Origin of the sequence: Corynebacterium sp. c25Ua_47, assembly GCF_039907205.1 — a bacterium.
In the GTDB taxonomy this organism is placed as follows: domain Bacteria; phylum Actinomycetota; class Actinomycetes; order Mycobacteriales; family Mycobacteriaceae; genus Corynebacterium; species Corynebacterium hiratae.
Genome location: NZ_JASBOH010000009.1, coordinates 57,853 through 81,371 on the forward strand (window position 1 = coordinate 57,853; position 23,519 = coordinate 81,371).

The following is a 23,519-nucleotide window of genomic DNA, read 5'->3' on the forward strand; positions in this document are numbered from 1 at the left end:
GGCACTTGGGCTGAGGGGGTGAAAGGAGGAGGCCACCTAGCCCCGCCAAGGCTCAATGCCTGCGCGGCGCCAGGCTTCCAAGAACTGGGTGGTCTCGGCTTCGTCCGTGATGGACACGCGCACGCCCTCATCGAGGTAGCGGCGGATGACCACGCCTTCATCAAGCATCTTCGTCTCCACCTCCGCGGCATCCGCGCGCGGCAGCCAGACGAAGTTGCCGTAGGATTTCTCGGCTCCCAGCTCCGCGCAGACGCGGTCGCGTTGTGCTTTGGTGATCTCGACGGCGTCGTCAAGCTCGTCGTGGCGCTTGAGCACCTCCACAGCGGCAGTTTCTGCCATGGCGGTCACCGTCAAAGGCAAGGAGAGCAGCTGCAGCGCGTTGATGATTTCTGGTCCTGCCACCGCGTAGCCCACACGCATACCAGCCAGACCCCATGCCTTGGAGAAGGTGCGCACGCCAAGCAGATTGGGGTAGCGCTGGTATTCCTCGACTGAATCTGGGGTATCGGGGGCGTCGTTGTACTCCCAGTAGGCCTCATCCAGCAGGACCACGACATCCTCGGGCACCCGGTCCATGAAGGCGCGGAATTCACCGCGCGTGATGACGGTGCCCGTCGGGTTGTTGGGGTTGCACAGGATGATGAGCTTGGTCTTCTCCGTCAGGGCGGCAAGGACTGCCTCCAAATCGACGCGGTAATCCTCCGTGAGCGGGACCAGAATCGGTTCCGCGCCGGCCATGCGCACGTAGAGGGGGTAAGCCTCAAAGCTGCGCCAGGGCACGATGACCTCATCGCCGGTGTGGCAGGACGCCAAGATGGTGGCCTGCAGGATGGGCGTGGAGCCCGCTGAGACGAAGATGTGATCCGCCGGAACGCCTAGGTAATTGCACAAGGCGTTGGTGAGCTCCAGGCTGCCGGGCTGCTGGTAGCGGTTGGTGGTGCGGGCGGCGTCGGCAACCGCGGCGATGATGTCCTCAGCGGGTGGGAAGGGGACCTCATTGGATGAGAGCTTGAGCGCGTTGGGGAAGTCCTTGCCCACCTTGTACTCGGGGAAGCTTGAGAGATCATTACGAAGCATTTTCACGTCCTTTCTAAATCATGTCCCAGATGGTCACGGCCATAATCAGCAGGCCCATGCCGAAGACGAAGTAGTTCCACGGGTCATTGCGGAATTGCTTGTACACGTCCAGTTTCTTGAACATATACACCGGAACCAGGTAGACGATGAACGCCACGAAGACACCGGAGACAACCGAAATCATGGAAATGATGGAGGGGTTGAAGATTGCCACGAGCGTGGTGCACACGAAGGCGATGAGATAAATGATGTTGAGCAGCGTGCGGTGCGAGACCTTCTCCGCCAGCTTCGGCGCGGCGTTCTTCAGCAGGTACTCCGTGCCTTCTTCTGTACCGAGCATGTGGCCGAAGTAGGAGGAGACGATGGCGCAGATGACCACGATGGGGGCCATGTAAGCCATGAACGGAGTGCCAGTGACGTTGGCGAAATAGGAGAGCACCGGGATGTTTTGCTCGAGGGCCTCATTCATGCCGTCGGCGCCGAGTGCGAGGACGCAGGACCACACGAAGAACATGGTGAACACGACGAGCAGGATAGCGGTGTAGAACTCCGTGCGGGAAACGCGCTTTTCGGTCTTCTCGCCATACTGCGGCTGCATGTCGATGGCGAACTGCGACAGCGCCGCCATGTGGGAGAAGGAGAAGACCAGCACCGGCAGGATGAGGAAGATGCCCTTGATGATGCCGCCGTAGCCATTCGAGCCGTCATCGAAATGGATGAAGCTCTGGAGGTCCCAGCGCGGGATGAGGTAGATGGAGGTGACGGCCAGGGCGATAATCAGCGGGTAGACCAACACCTGGGCCAGCCAGATCATCGGCTTGCGGCCGATGGCGAAGGCACCGGTCATCACGCCCACGCAGAGCATGGCCAGCAGCCACCGGTCGAGCGACGGCCCGCCCAGCTGGTTGACAATGAAGCTATCCACCGCGTTGGTGATGGAGACACCGTAGATGAGGACGGTGGAAAAGACCGTGATCCAGTACAGCACCGCGAAGACGATTCCTTGGCCCTTGCCCAGATACTGGGAGACCAACTCGAGGATGTCCTTGCCGTGGTCCTTTGTGGGCGCGCCCGCAACAATCCGCGCGTAGGTGCGGTGCGAAAAGTACACCAAGGGGAAGATGAAGACCGTGGCAAAGACCAGCGGCCAGAACCCGAAACCGCCGGCATTCAGCGGTAGGAAGAGGATGCCAGCACCCACGGCGGTGCCGAAGAGCGTAATGATCCACGATGCAGTGGAGGCAGCGGGGCGCTGCTTGGCGACGACCCCATCGCCCACAATGTGCTCGCCTTCCTTCAGCTGGCTAGCGGGTACGGCATTCGAAGTTGGAGGAGTATGTGTCGTGCTCATGGTGAGCCTCCTTTAGCTGGTGGGCGTTTCGTCGGTGTGTAAAACCGGGGAGGGCGGGATAGGCAGGGAATGGGCCTGGTCGGTGATGACGTTGAGAAGCGCTGGTACGCCGTCCTCGGCGATGGCGCGCAGGGCGCGGGCCACGGCCTCCGGCACCTGAGCGTCATCTGTGATGAGTTCGCCGTGGGCGCCGAAGCTGCGGGCAACCGCCGCGAAATCCGGGTTGACAAGCTGCGTGCCGGAAACGCGGTCGGGGAAGTGCTTCTTCTGGTGATCGCGGATGGTTCCGAACTCGCCATTGGACATGACGATGATGAGAAAAGGCGCACCGTATTGCAGCGCGGTGGCCAGCTCTTGGCCGTTCATGAGGTATTCGCCGTCCCCGGCAACGGTGACAACGGTGCGCTCCGGGAACTGCAGCTTGGTGGCTACTGCGGCCGGGATGGAATAGCCCATCGAGCCGTTGCGCACGCTGAACTGGGAGGGGTAGACCTGCGAGCGCAGGAACTGCTGGGCCCAGATGCAGTGGTTGCCGGCGCCGAAGGTATAGATGGAATCCGTTGGCAGCTGCTCGTGGAGTGCTGCGAAGACGGCCTCCATGTGGGCGGTGCCTTCTTTACCGGGACGGTAGTCCGCGGGCTCGGGGAGGGTGGCGAAGTCGAGGTGGTTCGCGTGCGCGGTATCAAACCACTCGCCGCGTGTGTCCTTGCCCTCGACGCTTAAGCGGTCCAGGGTGTGAGCGAAGGCCACAGGGCTCGCCACGATGTGCTCTACCAGCGCCACCGAGTGGCCGCGCAGGCTGGTATCGGGGTTGATGGCGATGTTGCGTGCCTGCGGTGACTGGCGCAAGGTGTAACCGTCGGTAGGAACATCACCGAGAACGGCACCGATTTCGATGACGAGGGAGGCTGCTTCCAAAAGTTGCGCCGCGCGTGGGTCGCGCCCATAGCCGAGCCAGCCGGCGTTGGCGGGGGAGTCGAAAGGTACACGGTCAGCGGCGCGGAAGTCTTGAATGATCGGGATGCGGTGCTCTTCGGCGAAGCGAGTGATCTTTTCAGCGGCCTCCGGGGTCCAGCGCGGACCGCCGGCAAAAATGAGTGGTCGCTCTGCGCGGCTCAGCTCGCGGGAGAGGAGGTCCAGGTGATCGTCGGAAAGCGCGCCTTCCGACACCGGGATGGGTGGGTGGATGCTGCCGGTGAACTCCTGGTGGAGAATATCCTCCGGCAGGCCCACGATGACGGGGCCGGGGCGGCCCTGCTGGGCTTGGAAGAAAGCTTCGGCCACGACGCGGGAGGCGCGCGACGGATCGTCGAGGACAAAGACCTGCTTGGCCTGGGTGCCGAACCACGCCTTGGGATCGAACTCCTGGAAGGACTCGCGGTCACGATCCGAGATGGGGATAAGGCCAACGAAGAGAACGAGCGGGGTGGCATCCTGCCAGGCGGTGTGGATGCCCACGTAGGCGTTGGCTGCGCCGGGGCCGCGCGTCACCATGGCGACGCCGGGCTGTCCGGTGGCTTTGCCGTGGGCTTCGGCCATGTAGGTGGCACCGCCTTCGTGGCGGGTGACGATGGCCTTCACGGGGGAATCGTAGAGGCCGTCGAGCACGGGCAGGAAGCTTTCGCCGGGCACGAGGAAAGCGCGGGTGACGTTGTGCGCGGCGAGGGATTCGGCAATGGCGGCGCCGACGTGTGACATGGAAACCTCCCTGGTGTTGTTGTGGTAGTGGTCTCATTATTCTTTGGTGATGCCATGTTGTCTAATGTCGAAAAAGCTGGAAAGCCATACCCTCAAGGTATTGGTAGTGGTAGAAGTAAGGGAATGGACATGGTGAAGGCCAAATATTTCCTTGCGGTCGCCGAAGCTGGCACGGTGACCGCTGCCGCGGCGCGCCTGGGCATTACCCAGCCGGCGCTGAGCCGGCAGCTGCGGCGCTTTGAAAAAGAGCTGGACCTGGAGCTTTTCGTGCGGGCTGGTTCCGCACTGGCGCTCAGCGATGCCGCACACGCCCTCATTCCGACGTGCCGCCGCCTCCTCGCCGAATCCGCGCGCGCCGGGCAGGCGGTGGAGGCACTCCGCGCGGGCAGTATCCCGGCGCTGCGCGTGGCTGCTACGCCGACGACGATTTCGACGCTTCTCGCTCCCTTTATTGAGGCCGCTGGTTCGACTATCCCTCTGTTCACCACGACCCCGGTTACACACTACGACGTCTTCGACGCGCTGGAAGGTTCCGCCGACGTGGTGATTGCTACCATCCCGCCGGGCAATGACGTGGCTTCACTGGCTTTGGGCACGATTCCGGTGCGCGCCTGGGTGCCGCCGGCGCACCCAATGGCACTGGAGTGTGCGGGTTCTACCAGCGTGGAGGTCGAGCGCTTGCTGCAGGAAAATGTGGCGCTGCCCTCGCGGCGAAGCGTGTCCCGCGGCGTGGTGGATTCCTTCGTGGGCACGGCTGGCTATGCCCTGGGCCCGCACGTGGAGTGTGATGATACGGCGACGTTATGCGCCTTGGCCCGTGCCGGGCGGGCCGTAGCTTTAATGACGGAGCTGCAACCGGCGCGGCTGGTGGGCTTCGATGTCGTTGATGGCGAGCGTGCGCTTGGTGGGGTGCCGCTGGTGGCGGCGTGGTCCCCGGGGCACTTCGCGGGGCAGGAAATTGCGCAGATTGCTCGGCAGTTCCGCAGTTTTATTGAGGGGTCGCTTCGCTAGGGCCTGCTTAGTTTGCAGTGGGCATAACTGCCGTTGTTGCCAAAGATCTGGCCAGATCTTGAGGCGAGTTCAGGTGGTGAATGCATCTATACAGCTGGGAGGTTGTGTAGATGTCAGGTGATGAGAAGCTACGTGAGCGGTATGTGCAGGCGTATCTGCATGATGCGCGTCCGATGTCGGTGATCCTCAAGGAGTTGGGGGTCTCGAAGGCTCAGGCGAGGGTGTGGCGTCAGGCTGAGGGACTTAGCCGCGGCAAGCGCCATCGGAGCCTGAATGAGGATAAGTACAAAGATCAATACCAAAAGCTCGTTGCTCTTGTAGAAAGCGGCCAGTCTGCGTATAGCGCACTGAAAGAGACAGGTTTCCCACAGACGGCTTACCGATACCTTGCGCAAGACGGTATTGAACTCGCCAACAACAGTCGCGGTGGAGCCATACAAATTGAGCGGGATCGCATTGCTAAAGCTTTGAAACTTGTTGATGCTGGCAAAAGCTATAAGGAAGTCGGCCAGGTAGTTGATCGTTGCGCTGACACGGTGAGAACGTGGCACCATAATCGCATGTCTGGGCGTTTGGTACTCAATGATCATCCCACTGAATCCGAATCGAAGGTAGGACGCGGAAAGCGTCTTATCCGCCATGACCGGATAGCGATAGCCTACCTGCTGAAACAGGGCCATACTCATCGTGAGATTGCAGCCCAGCTTGGCCGGAATCAGTCGACGATTAGTAGAGAAATCGCCCGTGGGATGACTGAGCATGGCTACGATGCCCTCGTGGCGCAAAAGCGGGCTGTAGACCGTTTAGCCAGGCCTAAACCCCGTAAACTCGATACCAACCCGCAGTTGCGGGCCTTTGTCATCGAGGGGTTGAACACGAAGTGGTCACCAGAGCAGATTTCAAACTTTCTTGCCCGCTGCTTCGGTAAAGGTGGGGATATGTCGATTAGTCATGAAACCATCTACCAAGCTCTCTACATCCAAGCTAAAGGTGCCTTGCGCCAGGAGTTGAAGGTAGAAAAAGCCCTGCGTTCTGGGCGTACCGGCCGAAGGCCGCAATCGCGCCTGCCAGCCCGCGGTAATCGAAGCTGGATTGGTGAGGACTACCGCATCAGCAAGCGCCCTGCCAGCGTTGAAGACCGCGCTATTCCAGGGCATTGGGAAGGCGATCTCATCATCGGCCAAGGAGGCACAACGGCCCTTGTGACCTGCGTGGAACGCAGTACTCGCTACACCATGATCCGCAAACTTGATGTGCATGATTCCGCCACGACTGTCGATAAGTTAATCGAGATGTTTACCGGCAAAATACGCAACATCACCAAAACACTGACCTGGGACCAGGGTGTGGAACTAGCCCAAGTAGACAGGCTGAGCATCGAACGTGGACTAGCAGTCTACTTCTGTGATCCGCACTCACCCTGGCAGCGGCCTACCAATGAAAACACCAACGGGCTAGTCCGAGACTTCCTACCCAAAGGAAGCGACTTTAGTACCCTGACCGACAAGGGCGTCCAGCAGATTCAAGACCTACTCAACGGGCGCCCCAGAAAAGTCCTCAACTGGTACACACCAGAAGAGAAAATCCAAGAACTATTCAAGTGATGCATCCACCACTTGAAACCGCCCGAATCAGAGGCTATAACTTTGGCAGAACGGGCAGTTGCTCGGCATATGGCGGGGCGCCATGTTAGCGTGGAGGTCTACTTTCCGGGGGGAAATGACATGAACCATGGCATTGTGCGTGGCCTATCAAAAGGTGCGCTTGCAACTCGTGTGCGCCGAGGGGAGATTACTAGGATCGCCAAGGGGCTCTACGTCTGGGGCCGGCCCGAGCCATTAGAGCTTTTGAAGCTGCTGCAGGATCACCGGCCATTCCTCAAGGCGACAGGTACAACGGCTGCCCAGGTACTCCTTGGCGCGCCTGTTGCTTTTCCACTGCGGCTTGCCAGCGTGGAGAGAATGCCGAAATCAACCTTCTATGTGCACTCGCGGGTGAGCGTCACTAGTTTTGTCACTTTGTCGGGGATCCGGATTCTTAATCCACTTGTCGCCATGAAGACAGTGAGTCCTGAGCTGGGGATTCGCGTCTTCGAATCCATTTATTCCTCGAAGGCGGGGCGTGCTCGCTTGGATAGTCACCGCGAAGCACTCAATGTCACCCCTGTTGCTAGCCAACGGATGCTGGAGCAAGCCGCATTGTTTACGGATTCCGGTGCGGAGGTCAAGGTGGCCAAGGGATTGAAAAGGCGTGGGCTCAAAGTCGAGTGCAACGTTGTAATCGGCCACTACACCTGGGACATCGTGCTCCCAGAGCTCAAGGTTGCGGTAGAAATCAACGGGATGAAATTCCATTCCCAGCAAGAGTCATGGTTGCGGGACCACTGGAAGAATAATGAGGGCGCGCTGATTGGGTGGCTCACGTTGCGCTATACAGGTCACTGCGTGGCACATCATCTGGACTATGTCATCGACCAGATAGCTAATGCTAGGAATCCTGACTTTGAGAAGCGCTACTTCAAATTCATCGGCTTCTGGCATGAGGGAGTCTTGCCGCCAAAGCCAAAGCCATGGGAATACAGCGAGCACTTGGGGTATTTACCGCCCGACTTGCCTGAGCCGCCCGATTACCCGGAACCACCCGGCTTCCCGCAGCCACCCAACTGCCCTAGATGACGAAGTTATTGCCAGATCTTGAATCAGCGGCGATAACTTTGGCAGAACGGGCAGTGTGGAGCGTGGTCCTGGCAGTAGGACGCGGTCGTTAGGCAGCAACCAGCCCCTCAACAATGAGCGCCAAGGCCGCGCTGATCGCCACGACGAGGACGATGCGGTTGAGCACCTTGGCGTTGATGAAACGGTTGAGGTAGCCGGCGGCGATGAGGCCCACGATGGCTACCGGCAGGTAGGCCGCGGCGGCGGTGAGCTGTACGCTAGTGATTTGCCCTCTCAAGCCCAAGATTGCCAGCGAGATGGTGCAACCGATGATGAAGGTGCCCGACAGCGTGCCGCGTATGCGGGCTGGGTCGTAGCCTTTAAGCACCAGCGCCATGGGCGGTCCACCGATGGACGTCGACGTGCCCAGAAACCCGGAAGCAGCACCCGCGACAGCAATGTTGGCGGTGGTGCGCTTGGGAGACCAGCCGAGGCTGGACAAGGTCATGGCAAAGATGACGGCGCAGCCGATGAAAAGGGAGAGCCCGCGGTGGGAGAGGGAAGCAATCGCCCACGCACCCGCGAGCGAGCCGGGAATGCGCGCGATGGAGGAAATGGCCACAATGTCCCACGACACTGCCGAGCGTGACTTGAGCATCGTGGTCGTTGAGATGACGAAGGCCAGCAGGAGGATGAGCGTGGGAACAAGCTCCGGCTTAATCAGCGCCAAGATCGGGGTGGCGATGGTGCCTAGGCCGAATCCGATGGTTCCTTGGCAGATTGTGCCCACGAGGATGAGCAGGCCGATGAAGACGTAGAGCCAGCTGAACATTGCTCTACTATCTCACGACAAGCTTTAGGAGCGGACGGTGACCTTCTCGTTGGCAGCGATGTCCTCCAAGCGGTCGGCCGAGCACAGGCCCGCCACAATGACGGCGGAGCCGCCCGCAGCCAGTGGTTCGAGGACGGCCCGCTGGAAGGAAGCGCTGTCCGTCCAACCCTGTGAAAGCACGCGCTCAGCGCCCAACTCGGTGGGGAAAAGCTCCGGTAGTGGGGTAGTGGTGCCATAGAAGTGATCGCCATAGAAGCGCACGGTGGGGCCGAAGTCGATGGTGCCCAGCGGCAGCTCGCCGCCGCTTTCGACAACGCCGCGGCCAAAAGGATCCTGCGTGACGAGAACCGTGTCGACCAGTGGGGCCGATGCAGAGCCGGTGCCCGCGTCCGCCGCAGCCTTGAGGTAGGCCTCCGGAGAGGTGAACACCACGGCGATATCGTCGGCGTGCGGCTCTGTAGCGGCCGCACCGTCGGTTATGTCGAAGGAGATGCCCGTGGCTAGAGCCCCAAGTGCAATGACGGCCGCCTGCCAGGACACCGGAAGGTCGATGAGGATGCGGGAATCCGTGTCTGGTTCGAGGTCGAGCTCTTCCAGCAGCATGTTGGCGATCTTGGAGGTCCAGTTCTCCAGTGTTTGCGCCGAGAAGTCCATGCGGGTGCCGTCAGATTCGTTATAAACACTGAGGCGGGGAGCGGAGGCATCGGCGGACAGGAGATGCTGAAGGAGTTCCATGTCCGCCCATCGTAGGTGGCGGGCGCCAAGCCCGCCACGGTGTCTTTAGTTCACGCAGCGCGGGCCATCGCCGCCCGCGTCGATCTCAGGCGAAACCTCCGCGGTACCGAAGTCATCGCCTGGGGTACCTACCTGCTGAGTATCGCCGCCTTGGTCGGGCTCCGCAGCAGCCTCTTCTTCCTGCGCGGAGTCGTCCTTCGGACCGGAGTAGTCATCCGTAGCCACCACGATGAAGGTGTCCGGCTCGAGCTCCTCGTTGGCCGTGACCGGCAGGCCACCGAGCTGCTCGGCTAGGGCTAGAGCGCGCTCGTCGTTGGCATCTGCGGCAACAATCTGCGATTCGGTGTATAGACCCGACTGCGCGTTGGCGGTGCGCTCAACGGTGTAGCCCACGTTCTTCAACCAGGCGCCGATTCCACCGGCCATGCCGTCGACGGTGCCGGCGTTGAGGACGTGGAGGTTGAGGTCCTCGGCCACGGGCTTTTCGCCGTCTTCACCTTCCTGATCGGCTGGGGCATCCTCAGACTTCTTTTCTTCCTCAGCCTTCTCCTGGGACTTGGCCAAATCATCCATGAAGCGATGTACCTCCGCGGTATCGATGGTCACCACCGATTCGCCGTAGTCACCCACGCCGGTAATGGAGGTCACCGGGATCGTTGTAAACGTCACGTTGCCGCCGGCTAGCCCGGCCAGCTGGGTCACAAAGCCCATGATGTCCCAACCGTCATCGATGACTACGGAGCGCTCCACGGCATCAGCAATCTTGTTGAGCTTGCCCGGAGAGGTCAACGTGCCCGAATCCAGCACCTTTGACGTCAGCGATGCCATGTAGGCCTGCTGGCGCACGATGCGGTCAAGGTCACCGCGCGGTAGCTCATAGCGCTGGCGCACGAAGGACAGACCCTCGGAGCCCTGCAAGGTTTGGCGCCCAGCCGGGAATTTAGCGCCCGACATCGGATCATCGACGGCGTCGTTGAGGCAGACGTCGACGCCCCCGACGGCGTCGGTAAGCAGCACGAAGCCCAAGAGACCCACCTCAGCGTAGTGGTCGACGTTGACATCAGTGAGCTTGTGCACCATCGAAATGAGACCAGCGCGGCCGGCCTCGGTGCTCTCCTTCTCCATTTCCTTTTCGGTGTGGGGCGGCTTCTCACCAGCTGCTTCGGCTTCCGCGTTTTCCTGTTGCAGCTGTTCCATCTTGTCTGCTTTGTGCAGGGCAAAGATGGCGTTGATTTTGGTGTTTCCGAAGTCCTCGTCGTGGACGTAGGTGTCGCGCGGGATGGATACTGCAGTAGCTCGCGAGCCATCGTTGGGGATGCGGATCACCATGATGGTGTCGGTGTTTTCCTCGCCCTCATCCACACCGGCATGCAGGTCCGCCAGCTCCTGCTCGGAAAGCGGATTCCCCTTGGCATCGGTGCGCGAGTCCTTGCCCACGAGCAAGATATCGACCGCGCCGTCGATGCCGTTGTCCTTAAAACCGCCCTGATTGCCGAGTGCCAGATTGGAGGCGGAGGAGATGTCATTTCCCAGCTTGCCCACGGTGAAGTAACCCACGCCGGAGAGCACGAGGACCACGGCGGACAGGAAAGCGACGACGGCCTTGAGCGGCGTCGAACCTCGTTGGGCGGTGGGCGCGGACTGCGAGGGCGCGGCCTGAATATGGCGGGCGGCGCGCGGGGAATTCGGGGAAGTCACGGGACTAGTTTAAGTGAGCACGCTGCAAAACCGTGAAGCAGTGTCGCGGGCGCGTGCGCACACCGGCGTTGGGTACTCTCAAGAGCATCGTGAAGAATTTACAGAAACCCCTGGCCGTGGTCACGGTGACTTTTTCGCCTGGCCGCTACCTCAGCGACTTCCTGGAGTCGCTGCGCTTGGCGACGTCCCTTCCTACCCTCACCGTCCTCGCCGACAATGGCTCAACCGATGGGGTGCCGGAAGCCGCCGCGCGGGAGCATGAGGACGTGGAATTCCTCGATACTGGAGGAAACATCGGCTACGGCGCTGGAATGAATGCCGGCGCACGCTTCGCCCGTGCGCACGGCGTCGATGACGAGTTCTTCCTCATCGCCAACCCGGATGTGACCTTCAGCGAGGGTTCCCTCGATGAGCTGATTGCGTGCGCGCGCCGCCACCCGGATGCCGCGGCGGTAGGCCCGCGCATCGTGGAGCCGGATGGTAGCAACTACCCCTCGGCGCGCGCCGTACCGACGCTGCTCACGGGTATCGGCCACGCGCTGTTCGGAACTATTTGGCCGTCCAATCCGTGGTCGCGCGCCTATCGCGATGACGCCGATATGGACAGCGAGCGCCCGGCAGGTTGGCTCTCCGGATCCTGCCTTCTGGTGCGGTGGGAGGCCTTCGAGCAGATTGGTGGCTTTGATGAGCGCTACTTCATGTATTTGGAGGACGTGGACTTAGGGGACCGCTTCACTCGCGCCGGCTGGCGCAACATCCTGTGCCCGACGGCGGTGATTACCCACGCTAAGGGTCACTCGACGAAAGCGCATCGTGGCGCGATGCTGCGCGCCCACCACGATTCGGCTTACCGCTTCCAAGCGGATAGGCACCCGCACTGGTACCAGGCGCCGCTGCGCGCAGCCTTGTGGTTGGGGCTGCGGGTGCGCGGGCTGATTTTAAGCGCGTGCCGCGACGGCTCCTGAGTCAGGCGCGCCTATACACTAACGGTGACTTATCTGAAAGAGATTAAGGAACGATATGACTGAATCAGCGCCCCAGTGGGGATCGACGGCCGATGCCGTCATTCTGGTGGGAGGTCGCGGCACCCGCCTGCGCCCGCTGACGATTGGCACGCCGAAGCCGATGTTGCCCACGGCCAACTACCCATTCCTCCAGCACCTGCTCGCCCGTATCAAGGAAGCCGGGATTGAGCACGTGGTGCTCTCCACTTCTTATAAGGCGGAGGTCTTTGAGGAGTACTTCGGGGATGGCTCCGATCTGGGCCTGGAAATTGAGTACGTGGTTGAGGAGACCGCGCTGGGTACCGGCGGCGGTATCCGAAACGTCTATGACAAGCTGCGCCAGGACACGGTCATGGTGTTCAACGGCGACGTTTTGTCCGGCATGGATCTCAACGGCATCCTCGATACGCATCATTCCAAGGACGCCGACGTGACGATGCACCTGCTCAACGTCGCTGATCCCCGTGCCTTTGGCTGCGTTCCTACCGATTCCGAGGGCCGAGTAACGGCCTTCTTGGAAAAGACCGAGGATCCGCCGACGAATCAGATCAACGCCGGTTGCTACGTGTTCAAGAAGGACATCATCGAGACGATTCCGGCGGGCCGCGTGGTCTCCGTGGAGCGCGAGACCTTCCCGCAGCTGCTGGAGTCCGGCCGCCTGGTGGTAGGCCACGTGGATAACTCCTACTGGCGCGATATGGGCCGCCCGGATGATTTCGTCCGTGGCTCCTCCGACTTGGTGCGCGGTATCGCGCATTCGCCGTTGCTGGTGGGGCGCACGGGTGAGTCTGTCGTGGATGAGTCCGCGGGTATCGCCGGTGGCGTACTGCTGCTGTCCGGAACGGCCGTGGGCCGCGGTTCCGTGATTGGGGCGGGCTGCCGCTTGGACGGCACAGTGGTCTTCGATGGCGTCACTATCGAGCCGGGCGCCATCATTAACAACTCCATCATTGCCTCGGGCGCGCACATTGGCGCCAACGCGCACATCGACAACTGTGTCATCGGCGAAGGTGCCACCATCGGCGCGCGTTGCGAGCTGCAGGGCGGCATGCGCGTCTTCCCAGGTGTGAGCATTCCGGACGCCGGCGTGCGATTTAGTTCGGATGCTTAAGCTGCTCGGCGCCTCAGCACACAGTGCTGAGGCGTAGCTAGCTGAGGCATAGCCAGGGGATAGGCACAGGTCTTGGCGCTGGGAAGTTATCTTCCCGGCGCCTCTTTTCATGCCGTGACGCATGGTTTTTATGGTGCGAATGAGATCCATGTGTTTTGCCCGACTGGGTGGCGACACGCCGAAGAAACCTTGGAATTGTTCACAGGGTCGGGGGTGGCCACTACATGTAGTACCCCCGATGATCACCCCTTAACTAGGAGATCTGTGACTGATGTGAAAGTTGGGGATGCTGTACAGCGTTTTCGCTGGAGCCCAACAAAAATCTTCCGCGACAGGTTGACGATATTTAGTGATCCGGTGTGAAATGACATCAGTGTAATCAACGGCACGGCGGGCGCGGCACCGAGAAATTGTTTCGGTGTAGGGTCGGTGCCACTGAATCAAGAGAGAAACGACCTCGGAGAAAGGAAGCGGCGTGGACAATACAACGAATAACAGCGCTATTCTCCGTGGCGGTGCTGCTGCAGAGATGTCGCTCGATGAACTCTTTGGTGCCGTCGAGCAGGAGTGGCAAGACCAGGCGCTGTGCGCCCAGACGGACCCGGAAGCCTTCTTCCCGGAAAAGGGAGGATCGACGCGCGAGGCTAAGCGTATTTGCCAGGCCTGTGCAGTGCGGGATGAATGCCTCGAATATGCCTTGGAGCACGATGAGCGTTTTGGAATTTGGGGCGGCTTGTCAGACCGTGAGCGCCGCCGATTAAAGCGTGAGATCGGTTAAGCGCAGCGGATCTAGTAGTGCAGCGTCATCGCTCCCCCTTATCGTTTGGGCCCTCAGACCCAGCGGTGAGGGGGAGCGACGGGTTTTCAGGAGTGGTTTACCAGGTAAAGCGCGGATCGATGTCTCCGGGATCGACGTTCAGGTAATTGGCCACTAGTGCGGTAAGCACGGTCGATAGCAGTTCCTCGCGCTCCTGTGCCGACTGCACGCGCTCCTCAATGGGCATGCGGAAAATGACCAGGCGGGCGCGCGTAGGCTGACCGGCGGAATCCACGCCCGCAGGCACGATGCGCCCTAGTGGAACGGGGCCGTCGGCGATGATCTCATCCGGCATGACCGTCATGTCTACCGACAGGCGCATCCGGGGCACGGTATCAACGGCAAGGTCGAGTCCGGTGAGCTGTTCAGCAAAAGCGTTATGGATGGGGGCGTAGGCCTCGAGCACCGCCATATCGAAGCGCTCGGCGCTGCTGCGATAGCGCGGCGTGTTGTGTGGCAGCAGCGGCCCTCGTGCACCGCGGCCGTGGCGGTGGCGGGCCGGGCGGATATGCGGGCGGGGCGTGCTCATGCGGCTTAGTTTAGGCCGGGCTGAAGGAGGGTTGTGGCGAGGCGCGCCGCGTTGGACTATCTAAATCTCAAGTTAGGGTTTAGACTTGGGCGCGTGACTAGCTCTCGCCATTGCTCCCGCCCCGGCTGCGGCCGTCCCGCCGTGGCGACGTTGACCTATGCCTACGCGCAGCAAACCGCCGTCGTGGGTCCGCTCTCCGAAGAAACCGATCCCCACGCTTGGGACCTGTGCGAAAAGCACAGCGCCCGCATCACCGCCCCGCAAGGTTGGGAGATGGTGCGTGTTGATCGCATCGAGCTTGATGAGGATGATGACCTCACAGCGCTCGCCGAAGCCGTCCGGGAGGCCGGGCGAGTGACCACTGGCTTGGTGGATGATTCCACAGCCGGCTCCGGTGCCGATCCCATTGACTACTCCGCTACCTTCGACGGCGCCGATCCGCGGAACTCGAATCACCCTGTGTTCCGTACACGCCGCGTCCACGACGCCCGCCAGCGCCGCCGCGCACACCTGACGGTGGTGCCGGACGCCGAGTAGCCCGTCGGACGCGGATCACCGCGTCCGACCGGGGTATGCTTGTGGGCTATGCGAACTCGTGAACAGCTCAATGCAGTGATCAAGGCCTATGACGTCCGTGGCGTCGTGGGCGAGGACATCGATGACAGCCTCGTGCGTGATACTGGTGCGGCCTTTGCCGCCATTCTCCGCGGGGAAGGGGAGACCACCGTGGCGGTGGGCCACGATATGCGTCCGTCCTCCCCGCAGCTGGCCGCCGCTTTTGCGGAGGGCGCTGCCGCGCAGGGCCTCAATGTCATCCAGCTCGGCCTGACATCGACTGATGAGCTGTACTTCGCCGCCGGCCACCTCAATTGCGCGGGCGCAATGTTCACCGCCTCCCACAACCCAGCTAAGTACAACGGCATCAAGCTGTGTCGCGCGGGTGCTGTTCCGGTGGGCCAGGAGACCGGCCTGGAGCAGATTAAGGACATGCTGATCGACGGCACCCCGGCCTTCGACGGCGAGCCAGGCACCGTGACTGAGCGCGAGGTGCTCGGTGATTATGCCGCCTTCCTGCGCGGCTTGGTGCCGTTGGAGAATTCTCGCCCGCTCGTCGTCGCAGTGGATGCCGCGAACGGCATGGGCGGCCACACCGTCCCGGCGGTCTTTGAAGGCCTGCCTTTCGACGTGCGTGACCTCTACTTTGAGCTGGACGGCACCTTCCCCAACCACGAGGCGAACCCGCTGGATCCGAAGAATCTGGTGGACCTGCAGAAGTTCACCGTTGAGCAGAAGGCGGACATCGGCCTTGCTTTCGACGGTGATGCCGACCGCTGCTTCGTGGTGGATGAGAAGGGCCAGCCGGTGCCGCCTTCTGCCATCTGTGCGCTGGTGGCGGAGCGCTACCTGGACAAGTTCCCCGGTGCCACCGTCATCCATAACCTGATTACTTCGAAGACGGTTCCGGAGCTCATCGCTGAGAAGGGCGGCAAGGCCGTGCGCACCCGCGTGGGCCACTCCTTCATCAAGGCCCAGATGGCCAAGGAAAAGGCGGTCTTTGGTGGCGAGCACTCCGCTCACTACTACTTCCAGGAGTTCTGGAATGCGGACTCCGGCATGCTCGCGGCCATGCACGTATTGGCGGCCCTGGGTGAGCAGGACAAGCCGTTGAGCGAACTGATGGCGCAGTACTCGCGTTACGAGGCCTCGGGTGAGATTAACTCCACCGTGGAGGATCAGAAGGCTACGACCCAGCGCGTGCTGGATGAGCTGGCGGACAAGATTGAGTCCGTCGACGAGCTCGATGGCGTGACCGTACAGCTGAAGGGCACTGACGCCTGGTTCAACGTCCGCGCCTCCAACACCGAGCCGCTGCTGCGCCTCAACGTTGAGGCCAAGACCGCTGACGAGGTGCAGACCATCGTCGACGAGGTGCTCGCCATCATCCGCGCCTAGTGTGAAGGCACGTGCCTTCACACTAAATCCTTGAAGAAAAACTGCCCTATCTGACGATTTTCCCCGCGTTCATTGCGGCGGGAGCGATAACTTCGTCAGATAGGGCAGTTTTAATTTGGGTCGAGCCGGACTAGCCGCGCGAGTGGTTGACCATCTCTTCCCACTCGACGAACTTCTTGCGCTCGCGGCCCTCGGCCTCACCCAGGGCGCGCTCGGCGGCGTCGAGCTTCTTCCAGCCCTCCCAGGTCAGGTGCTCCAGCCCCTTGGACTCGAAGAGCTCGACGATGTCCTCGTCACGGGAGTGGGAGAGGTTGCCTGCTTCGGCGTCGGCAAGCAGCATGCCGATGGTCTCGGTGGCATCGGACTTGGTGTTGCCGATAAGCCCCACCGGGCCGCGCTTGATCCAGCCGGTGGTGTACAGGCCCGGAACGACCTCACCGTCGAGGTCAACCACGTGGCCGCCGTCGTTGTTGATGACGTTCTTCTGCTCGTTGAAGGGAACACCCTCAATGGCATCGGAGCGGTAGCCCACAGCCAGGTAGACGGCCTGAGCCGGCCACTCGGTGAACTTGCCGGTGCCGGAGACGGAACCATCGCCGTTGAGGGCGGTGCGCTCGGTCTTCACGGCAGTCACCTTGCCGTTTTCGCCGATGAACTCCACCGGCTGCTCGAAGAGGTGGATCTGCAGGGTGTGCGGGGCGTCCTTCGGCTCGCGGATGGCGTAGCCTTCCAGGGTCTGGCACACCAGGTCGCAGGACTTGGCCTCTTCGCGGGCCTTGAGGGAGGCTTCGTCGTAGTCGATATCCTCCGGGTCCACCACCACGTTGATGGTCGGGGAGTGGTCGAGCTCCTTGAGCTCCAGCGGGGTGAACTTGGCCTGAGCCGGGCCGCGGCGGCCGAAGACGCGGACGGTGGTGGCCTGGTTCTTGGCCAGGGACTCGTAGACGTTGTCGGGAATCTCGGTGGATTCCTTGAGTTCATCGCCGGTCTTGGCCAGGATGCGGGCAACGTCGAGCCCGACGTTGCCCACGCCGATCACCGCGACGTCAGTGGCGGAGAGATCCCAGGAGCGCTCAAAGCGCGGGTTGCCGTCGTAGAAGCCGACGAACTCGCCCGCACCGTGGATGCCTTCTAGATCGGAGCCCGGGATGTTCATACCCAAGTCGCCGACTGCGCCGGTGGCGAAGACGATGGCGTCGTAGTACTCCTCGAGCTCGGACACGGTGACATCGCGGCCCACGTTGATGTTAGAAAGGAGGCGAATCTGCTCGGTGTCGAGCACGCGGTGCAGGGAGTTGATGATTCCCTTAATGCGCGGGTGGTCCGGAGCCACGCCGTAGCGGATGAGCCCGAAGGGGGCGGGCATCTGCTCGATGAGATCGATCTGAACGTTGCCGCCGGTCTTCTTCACCAGGATGTCGGAGGCGTAGATGCCGGCTGGGCCGGCGCCGATGACGGCTACTTTCAGGGGCTGCTGGGTCATGATGGCCTTTCGGAATGTTGTGGTAACTAACGAAAGCTTAGGTTTAAAACAAGCGTGGGTTTCATTGAACCGGCTTGTCTGCTGTAGGGCAACTAGGCCTAATTACATTCGGAGAACATTGTGGCATAAACCCAGCGTGCTTTGCATATTCGGAAGAAAATAAAAAAGACCGCTTTGTCTGTTTTGTCTAGACCGGTAGGTTTTCACTATCCGACGAAAGGCAGCAAACATGACCACCGCGACGAAGCGACCACCCCGCGCGAAGAAGCCGGAAGGCCAGTGGAAGATCGATGGCACCGCCCCGCTGAACTCCGACGAGGAGATCAAGCAGGCTGACGACGCCCTCGCCGTGCGCCAGCGCGTTATCGATATCTATTCCAAGCAGGGGTTTTCTTCCATCCCCGCCGAGGATCTCGCTCCCCGTTTCAAGTGGTTGGGCCTGTACACCCAGCGCAACCAGAACCTGGGCGGGGAGATGACCTCCAAGCTCAGCAACACCGAGCTGCAGGATGAATACTTCATGATGCGCGTGCGCTTCGACGGCGGCCGCGCCGATCCCGCCAAGTTGCGCGCCGTAGGAGAGATTTCGCGCGACTATGCGCGCTCCACCGCGGACTTTACGGACCGCCAGAACATCCAGCTGCACTGGATCCAGATTGAGGATGTCCCCGCCATTTGGGAGAAACTGCGCTCTGTTGGTTTGGATACCTTGCTGGGCTGCGGCGACGTCCCCCGTGTCATCCTGGGCTCACCGGTAGCGGGAGTGGCTGCTGACGAAATTATCGACGCCACCCCGGCCATCGAGGAGATCAAGAATGACTACCTCCCGCGCGAGGAGTTCCACAACCTCCCACGCAAGTTTAAGACCGCTATTTCTGGCAACTCCCGGCAGGACGTGACGCACGAAATCCAGGACATCGCTTTTGTTGGCACCGAGCACCTTGAGTACGGGCCGGGCTTCGACTGCTTCGTGGGCGGAGGCCTGTCCACCAACCCGATGCTCTCGCAATCCCTCGGGGCATGGATTCCGCTTGAGCGTGTCCCGGAGGTGTGGGCCGGTGTCGCGCGCATCTTCCGCGATTATGGCTTCCGCCGCAACCGCAACCGCGCGCGCCTGAAGTTCCTCGTGGCGCAGTGGGGCATTGAGAAGTTCCGCAGGGTCCTAGAAGAGGAGTATCTGGACGCGCCGCTTTTCGACGGCCTCCCGCTCCCCATCGCCCCTGGCGACCGCGACCACCTCGGCGTGCACCGCCAGCGGGACGGCAAGTTCTACGTGGGCGTCAAGCCCACCGTGGGGCATGCCACCGGTGAGCAGCTCATCGCCATCGCCGACGTGGCCGAGAAATTCGGAATCAACCGCATCCGCACGACCCCGATGAAGGAGCTTCTCTTCCTCGACGTCGAGGAAGAGGACATCCCCGCCTTGTCCCGCGCCTTGGATGAGACGGGCCTGTACTCCCAGCCCTCGGAGTTCCGCCGCGGCGTCATCTCCTGCACCGGCCTGGAATTTTGTAAGCTCGCCCACGTGACCACCAAGGCCCGCGCCATCGAGCTCGTCGACATCCTGGAAGATACCCTCGGTGACCTCGACGTGCCGCTGTCCATCGCCCTCAACGGCTGCCCCAATGCCTGCGCGCGCTCGCAGGTATCGGACATCGGACTTAAAGGACAGATCGTGACCGATGCCGACGGCAATCGCGTCGAAGGTTTCCAGGTCCACCTAGGCGGTGCTCTCGGCCTGTCCCCGGACTGGGGGCGCAAGCTGCGCGGGCACAAGGTGGTGGCCGATGAAGTCCCCGACTATGTCATCCGCTTGGTCAATAAATACAAGGAGCAGCGCGAGGACGGCGAGCAGTTCCGCCACTGGGTGCTGCGCGCGGACGAGGAGGACTTGCAATGAATTTCCGCCGCAAGCCCAACCCCAACCGCAACCATCCGGCGTACTGCCCCTACTGTGCCGGGACAAACCTATTTCCCGATGAGGAAGATGATTTTGCCTGGAAGTGCGAGGAGTGCCTCCGCATCTTTTCCGTACGCTTCCACGGCCAGGACGATGCCCCAGTAGCGCCCGCGCCGGCGGTCTCCTCCGCGGAGGCGCTGCAGCGCTCTCTCGCTCGCCGCGGCCACTCCACCGCGAAAGCTCACACTTAAGGAAACACACCATGACCGCCCCGACCGCTACCACTGCTTTACTAACCCTGTCACACGGCTCACGCCACCCCGAGGCCGCAGCGAACGTTATGGCTCTGACCCACGCCGCTGGCGAGCTAGCCGGTGCGCCGGCTACCGCCGCACACTTGGAATTCAATGACCCGCCGCTCGATGAGGCGGCGCGCAGCCTAGCAGCGCAAGGGGTACGCGAGGCGGTCGTTGTGCCTTTGCTCTTTACCGAGGGCTACCACCAACGCATCGACGTTCCTGCCGCTTTGGCTCAGGCCTCTGCGGCGTCCGGAGTGCGCCTTCATCAAGCCCGTGGCCTCGGTACCGGCGAGGACATGGCGCGTCTGTTGGCTAAGCGCGTTCCCGAGGGGACAGATACCGTTGTGCTCTATTCTGTCGGCTCCTCCGATGAGCGTGCCAACGCTGACGTCGCGGATCTAGCACGACGCGTCGGTGAGCTCACCGGCTGCACAGCGAAGGTTGCCTATGCCACGCGTGGTGAGCGCGAGCCCGTTGGTTCAGATGGCAATCAGGAGGTCGTCGTGCCACTCTTTGTGAGCCCGGGACTGCTCTTAGATCGCCTCGACGAGGATGCAGGGCACAGGGGCGGGGAGTCCCGGCAGGTTCTCCCTCCGCTGGGTGAGGCACTCGCCGGCATTGTTTCCCACCGTTATGCGGAGGTGGCCCATGCGTAGCCTCATCCTCATCGCGATTGCGGGTGCCGCCGCGCAGCTTGTCGACGGCGGCATCGGCATGGGCTTCGGCGTCACTTCCACCACCATCCTGCTGCTGGCGGGTTTGGGACCGGCGACGGCCTCCGCCGTGGTGCATACCTCGGAGCTAGGCACCACCTTGGTCTCGGGAATCAGCCACTGGCGTTTTGGCAACGTGCATTGGCCCACGGTGCTCAAGCTCGGCGTGCCGGGAGGTTTGTCGGCCTTCATTGGAGCGACGGTTCTGTCTAACCTCTCGCTCGAGGCTGCCGCGCCCGTGACCTCCGCTATTCTCGTGGTCCTCGGCATCAACCTAGTCTGGCGCTTCTCACGCCCACGGATCAGTACATCGCAGGAGACCCGACAGCACTCCACTCCTTTTCTCGCGGGGCTCGGCGTGGTGGGAGGCTTCGTCGATGCTTCGGGCGGCGGTGGCTGGGGCCCGATTTCCACCTCGACGCTCATGGCGGTCGGCCGCGAGCAGCCGCGGCGCATCGTCGGCACCGTCAACACCGCAGAATTCCTCGTCACTTTTGGCGCCACGGCGGGCTTCATCGTTGGCCTCTGGGAGGAGATCGTAGCTAACGCCGCCGCGGTTGTAGCGTTGCTTATCGGCGGGATGATCACCGCACCGATTGCAGCCTGGCTCATCTCCCGCATCAACCCCACGCTCCTTGGAGGCTTCGTGGGCACGGCTATCGTGACGCTCAACATTCCGAAGGCCCTAGGGTGGGCGCTGGCGCATCAGCAGATCCTTCTTCTGCAGGTCGCTGCGCTGGTCCTCGGTGTTGCTCTCACGGTCTGGGCGAACCAGCGCCGGGCCCGGTCTGCACAGAGCTCGGAGGGGGATGCTGCTTCGCAGCAACGCGGTGGCAGTCGTGTCGTTGAAACGACGGAGCCAACTGGCCGCGAGGGCGCCCATGCAGGCAGCTCCGCGGAATCGGAGGAAGAGCGCGTCGGAGTTGAGTAGAACTCGGGGCTAGAGCCCAGCAACCTCACCGATGACGATGACCGCCGGGGGAGCCACCGAGTGCTCCTCCATGGTGGCCCCCAGCTCCGCGAGCTCGCAGCTGAAGGCCCGCTCGCCATCGAGGGAGCCTTCCTGGATGATGCGCACGGGGGTGTGGGGGGAGAGGGAGGCGTCGATCAGCGCAGCGGCGATGGCGGCCGCGTTTTTGACGCCCATGATGACGGACAAGGTAGCCCCGGACTGCGCCAGTGCTGCCCAATCCACCAAGGACTTGGGGTGGCCGGGCGGCAGGTGCCCGGAGACCACAGTGAAGGCATGAACGACGCCGCGGTGCGTCACCGGAGTGCCCGCCAGGGCGGGCACCGCGACCGCCGAGGTCACCCCGGGGACGACCTCCACCGGGATACCCGCTTCGGTAAGCGCCGTGAGCTCCTCGAAGCCACGCCCAAACACATACGGGTCCCCGCCTTTGAGGCGGACCACGCGGCGCCCCTGGCGGGCGTTCTCAACCAGAATCTCGTTGATACGCTCCTGGGCCACTTGGGCGCGGTAGGGGATCTTGGAGACGTCGATAAGCTCCTTGGCATTAATATCGCACAGCTTATCTAGCTGGGCGGTGGGGCCGAGGTGATCGGCCACGACGACATCGGCTTCCTGCAGTGCTCGCATGCCGCGCACGGTGATGAGATCCCACGCGCCAGGGCCGCCGCCAACAAGGACTACCGGATGAATGCTCATGGCCACTCATCCTAGCTATGCTCGGGCCTATGACTTCCTATGACCCCGAAACCGTGGGCTTCTTTGACATCGCCCACGAAGGCGCCCAAGCGCGCGTGGTGGCTGCATCCGTGCCGGAGCTTGCTCGCGTGCTGGGCGGACTCCGTCCGCGAAGCCTCGTCATCCTTGCCGCCGACCAAGTTTCCCGCGCTGCCGCTCACGTTGCTGTGGGCCTAGCTGAGCCCGCTGAAGTCCCCATCATGGTTAGCGAATCGCTGCCGCGCTTTACTGGTGCCCTCGACGTCGTGGTGGTGGCGGGAGATAGCCCATGGGCGGAGCGCGCGCTGCATACCGCTGCGCGCCGGGGTTCCACGACCATTCTCCTCAACGAGATCGAGGACGCACCCGAAGACGCCATCGTCATAGACACTTTGCCCACCGCCGAAGGGATTTCCCCGGTGCGCGTGATTACAGCTGTGCATGCGGTGTACGCGGTGCTGAGCGAAGACCCAGTTCTCGTTTCTCGTCGCGTGGAGGACGTCGCCGATGCCGTGGACCGTGAGCTGGAAGCACTATCCCCGCAACGTGACTCCACGACGAATCCTGGGCGCGCGTTGCGTGAGTTCGTAGAGGGCGGCCGGGTCATCCACAGCAGCGGGCCTGATCCCTATGCGCTGTCAGAAGAGCGCACGCGCGTGCACCTCGACGCGCTTGTTGCCCGCATGGCCGGTGAGCTGTGGGCAGCCCACGGGCTGGGAGGGACCGTTGTTGACGCGGAAGGCTTAGGGCCGATTCTGCAGACAGACCAGACTGACATCTTCTATGACCCGTTTGAAGCGGAAGAGCCTTTGGTACCCTTGAGAGTTGTTTTATGGGGACAGGAAGAGGCGAACCTTCCCCACTCTTTCGCAGCAGCGAGCGCCGATACCTCCTGTGGGGAATTGGCCCGCGCGCTGCAGCTGATTACGCGCAGTTATGCCGCGACCGCCTACGACGTGAAATAGAA

At 62.0% G+C, this 23,519-nt stretch carries 22 protein-coding genes; 13 read left to right on the forward strand and 9 right to left on the reverse strand.

What is annotated here, in order from left to right; translation table 11 throughout:
• Positions 1–36: 36 nt before the first annotated feature.
• Genes QKE52_RS09425 through QKE52_RS09435 form a run of 3 tightly spaced genes read right to left on the reverse strand, consistent with a single transcriptional unit; the run spans position 37 to position 4,126 of the window.
• Positions 37–1,077, reverse strand: coding sequence for a histidinol-phosphate transaminase (locus QKE52_RS09425; protein ID WP_347948663.1), 1,041 nt, complete (start codon positions 1,075–1,077; stop codon positions 37–39).
• Positions 1,078–1,090: 13 nt separating this feature from the next.
• The gene (locus QKE52_RS09430) at positions 1,091–2,428 is read right to left on the reverse strand and encodes an aromatic amino acid transport family protein (protein WP_158381366.1); all 1,338 of its coding nucleotides are present in this window, start codon (positions 2,426–2,428) and stop codon (positions 1,091–1,093) included.
• A 12-nt stretch (positions 2,429–2,440) separates the two neighbouring features.
• On the reverse strand, positions 2,441–4,126 hold the full coding sequence (locus tag QKE52_RS09435) for a thiamine pyrophosphate-dependent enzyme (RefSeq protein ID WP_347948664.1): 1,686 nt from the start codon (positions 4,124–4,126) through the stop codon (positions 2,441–2,443).
• Between the two features lie 129 nt (positions 4,127–4,255).
• Here QKE52_RS09435 and QKE52_RS09440 point away from each other — a divergent pair, with 129 nt between their 5' ends.
• The 3 genes from QKE52_RS09440 to QKE52_RS09450 all read left to right on the forward strand — a co-directional run bounded on the left by QKE52_RS09440 (position 4,256) and on the right by QKE52_RS09450 (position 7,812).
• Entirely contained in the window at positions 4,256–5,137 is an 882-nt protein-coding gene (locus QKE52_RS09440; RefSeq protein ID WP_347948665.1) for a LysR family transcriptional regulator, read from the forward strand.
• 110 nt (positions 5,138–5,247) lie between these two features.
• On the forward strand, positions 5,248–6,741 hold the full coding sequence (locus QKE52_RS09445; protein WP_102233649.1) for an IS30 family transposase: 1,494 nt from the start codon (positions 5,248–5,250) through the stop codon (positions 6,739–6,741).
• A gap of 120 nt (positions 6,742–6,861) precedes the next feature.
• Complete coding sequence (locus QKE52_RS09450) at positions 6,862–7,812, forward strand: type IV toxin-antitoxin system AbiEi family antitoxin domain-containing protein (RefSeq protein ID WP_347948666.1); 951 nt, start codon at positions 6,862–6,864, stop codon at positions 7,810–7,812.
• Between the two features lie 88 nt (positions 7,813–7,900).
• On the opposite strand, the gene QKE52_RS09455 is transcribed toward QKE52_RS09450, so the two are convergent.
• The 3 genes from QKE52_RS09455 to QKE52_RS09465 are packed head-to-tail and all read right to left on the reverse strand — an operon-like array spanning position 7,901 to position 11,056.
• Entirely contained in the window at positions 7,901–8,623 is a 723-nt protein-coding gene (locus tag QKE52_RS09455) for a sulfite exporter TauE/SafE family protein (RefSeq protein ID WP_347948667.1), read from the reverse strand.
• Positions 8,624–8,647: 24 nt separating this feature from the next.
• Positions 8,648–9,358, reverse strand: a complete 711-nt coding sequence (locus QKE52_RS09460; protein WP_347948668.1) for a TIGR03089 family protein — start codon at positions 9,356–9,358, stop codon at positions 8,648–8,650.
• A 45-nt stretch (positions 9,359–9,403) separates the two neighbouring features.
• Positions 9,404–11,056 carry an LCP family protein gene (locus QKE52_RS09465; protein ID WP_246822341.1) on the reverse strand — a complete coding sequence of 551 codons (1,653 nt, stop codon included), beginning with the start codon at positions 11,054–11,056 and terminating at the stop codon, positions 9,404–9,406.
• Positions 11,057–11,109: 53 nt separating this feature from the next.
• Here QKE52_RS09465 and QKE52_RS09470 point away from each other — a divergent pair, with 53 nt between their 5' ends.
• The 3 genes from QKE52_RS09470 (at position 11,110) to QKE52_RS09480 (ending at position 13,949) form a co-directional block, all read left to right on the forward strand.
• Positions 11,110–12,021: a glycosyltransferase family 2 protein gene (locus QKE52_RS09470; RefSeq protein WP_187357547.1), complete on the forward strand. Its 912-nt coding sequence runs from the start codon at positions 11,110–11,112 to the stop codon at positions 12,019–12,021.
• A 55-nt stretch (positions 12,022–12,076) separates the two neighbouring features.
• Positions 12,077–13,171, forward strand: a complete 1,095-nt coding sequence (locus tag QKE52_RS09475) for an NDP-sugar synthase (protein WP_158381362.1) — start codon at positions 12,077–12,079, stop codon at positions 13,169–13,171.
• Positions 13,172–13,700: 529 nt separating this feature from the next.
• Positions 13,701–13,949 (forward strand): WhiB family transcriptional regulator, encoded by a 249-nt coding sequence (locus QKE52_RS09480; protein ID WP_005528147.1) that lies wholly within the window; start codon positions 13,701–13,703, stop codon positions 13,947–13,949.
• Between the two features lie 97 nt (positions 13,950–14,046).
• On the opposite strand, the gene QKE52_RS09485 is transcribed toward QKE52_RS09480, so the two are convergent.
• The gene (locus QKE52_RS09485; protein WP_070512251.1) at positions 14,047–14,517 is read right to left on the reverse strand and encodes a metallopeptidase family protein; all 471 of its coding nucleotides are present in this window, start codon (positions 14,515–14,517) and stop codon (positions 14,047–14,049) included.
• Positions 14,518–14,610: 93 nt separating this feature from the next.
• Here QKE52_RS09485 and QKE52_RS09490 point away from each other — a divergent pair, with 93 nt between their 5' ends.
• Together QKE52_RS09490 and QKE52_RS09495 are read left to right on the forward strand one after the other, a co-directional pair.
• Positions 14,611–15,054 (forward strand): DUF3499 domain-containing protein, encoded by a 444-nt coding sequence (locus QKE52_RS09490; protein WP_080975101.1) that lies wholly within the window; start codon positions 14,611–14,613, stop codon positions 15,052–15,054.
• Positions 15,055–15,102: 48 nt separating this feature from the next.
• A complete protein-coding gene (locus QKE52_RS09495) occupies positions 15,103–16,470 on the forward strand; it encodes a phosphomannomutase/phosphoglucomutase (RefSeq protein WP_347948669.1) in 1,368 nt (455 codons plus the stop codon).
• 130 nt (positions 16,471–16,600) lie between these two features.
• On the opposite strand, the gene QKE52_RS09500 is transcribed toward QKE52_RS09495, so the two are convergent.
• Positions 16,601–17,953, reverse strand: coding sequence for an FAD-dependent oxidoreductase (locus tag QKE52_RS09500; protein ID WP_144013122.1), 1,353 nt, complete (start codon positions 17,951–17,953; stop codon positions 16,601–16,603).
• Between the two features lie 229 nt (positions 17,954–18,182).
• Here QKE52_RS09500 and QKE52_RS09505 point away from each other — a divergent pair, with 229 nt between their 5' ends.
• Genes QKE52_RS09505 through QKE52_RS09520 form a run of 4 tightly spaced genes read left to right on the forward strand, consistent with a single transcriptional unit; the run spans position 18,183 to position 21,796 of the window.
• A complete protein-coding gene (locus tag QKE52_RS09505; RefSeq protein WP_347948670.1) occupies positions 18,183–19,853 on the forward strand; it encodes a nitrite/sulfite reductase in 1,671 nt (556 codons plus the stop codon).
• Positions 19,850–20,104 (forward strand): hypothetical protein, encoded by a 255-nt coding sequence (locus tag QKE52_RS09510; RefSeq protein ID WP_347948671.1) that lies wholly within the window; start codon positions 19,850–19,852, stop codon positions 20,102–20,104. Before QKE52_RS09505 ends, QKE52_RS09510 begins: the two co-directional genes overlap by 4 nt.
• 11 nt (positions 20,105–20,115) lie before the next feature.
• Positions 20,116–20,808, forward strand: coding sequence for a sirohydrochlorin chelatase (locus tag QKE52_RS09515; RefSeq protein WP_347948672.1), 693 nt, complete (start codon positions 20,116–20,118; stop codon positions 20,806–20,808).
• Positions 20,801–21,796, forward strand: a complete 996-nt coding sequence (locus tag QKE52_RS09520; protein ID WP_070512237.1) for a sulfite exporter TauE/SafE family protein — start codon at positions 20,801–20,803, stop codon at positions 21,794–21,796. The genes QKE52_RS09515 and QKE52_RS09520 overlap by 8 nt, the downstream gene beginning before the upstream one ends.
• 9 nt (positions 21,797–21,805) lie before the next feature.
• On the opposite strand, the gene cobA is transcribed toward QKE52_RS09520, so the two are convergent.
• On the reverse strand, positions 21,806–22,534 hold the full coding sequence (cobA, locus tag QKE52_RS09525; protein WP_070512234.1) for a uroporphyrinogen-III C-methyltransferase: 729 nt from the start codon (positions 22,532–22,534) through the stop codon (positions 21,806–21,808).
• 29 nt (positions 22,535–22,563) lie between these two features.
• Here cobA and QKE52_RS09530 point away from each other — a divergent pair, with 29 nt between their 5' ends.
• Positions 22,564–23,517 (forward strand): exopolyphosphatase, encoded by a 954-nt coding sequence (locus QKE52_RS09530; protein ID WP_246818603.1) that lies wholly within the window; start codon positions 22,564–22,566, stop codon positions 23,515–23,517.
• Positions 23,518–23,519: the final 2 nt, after the last annotated feature.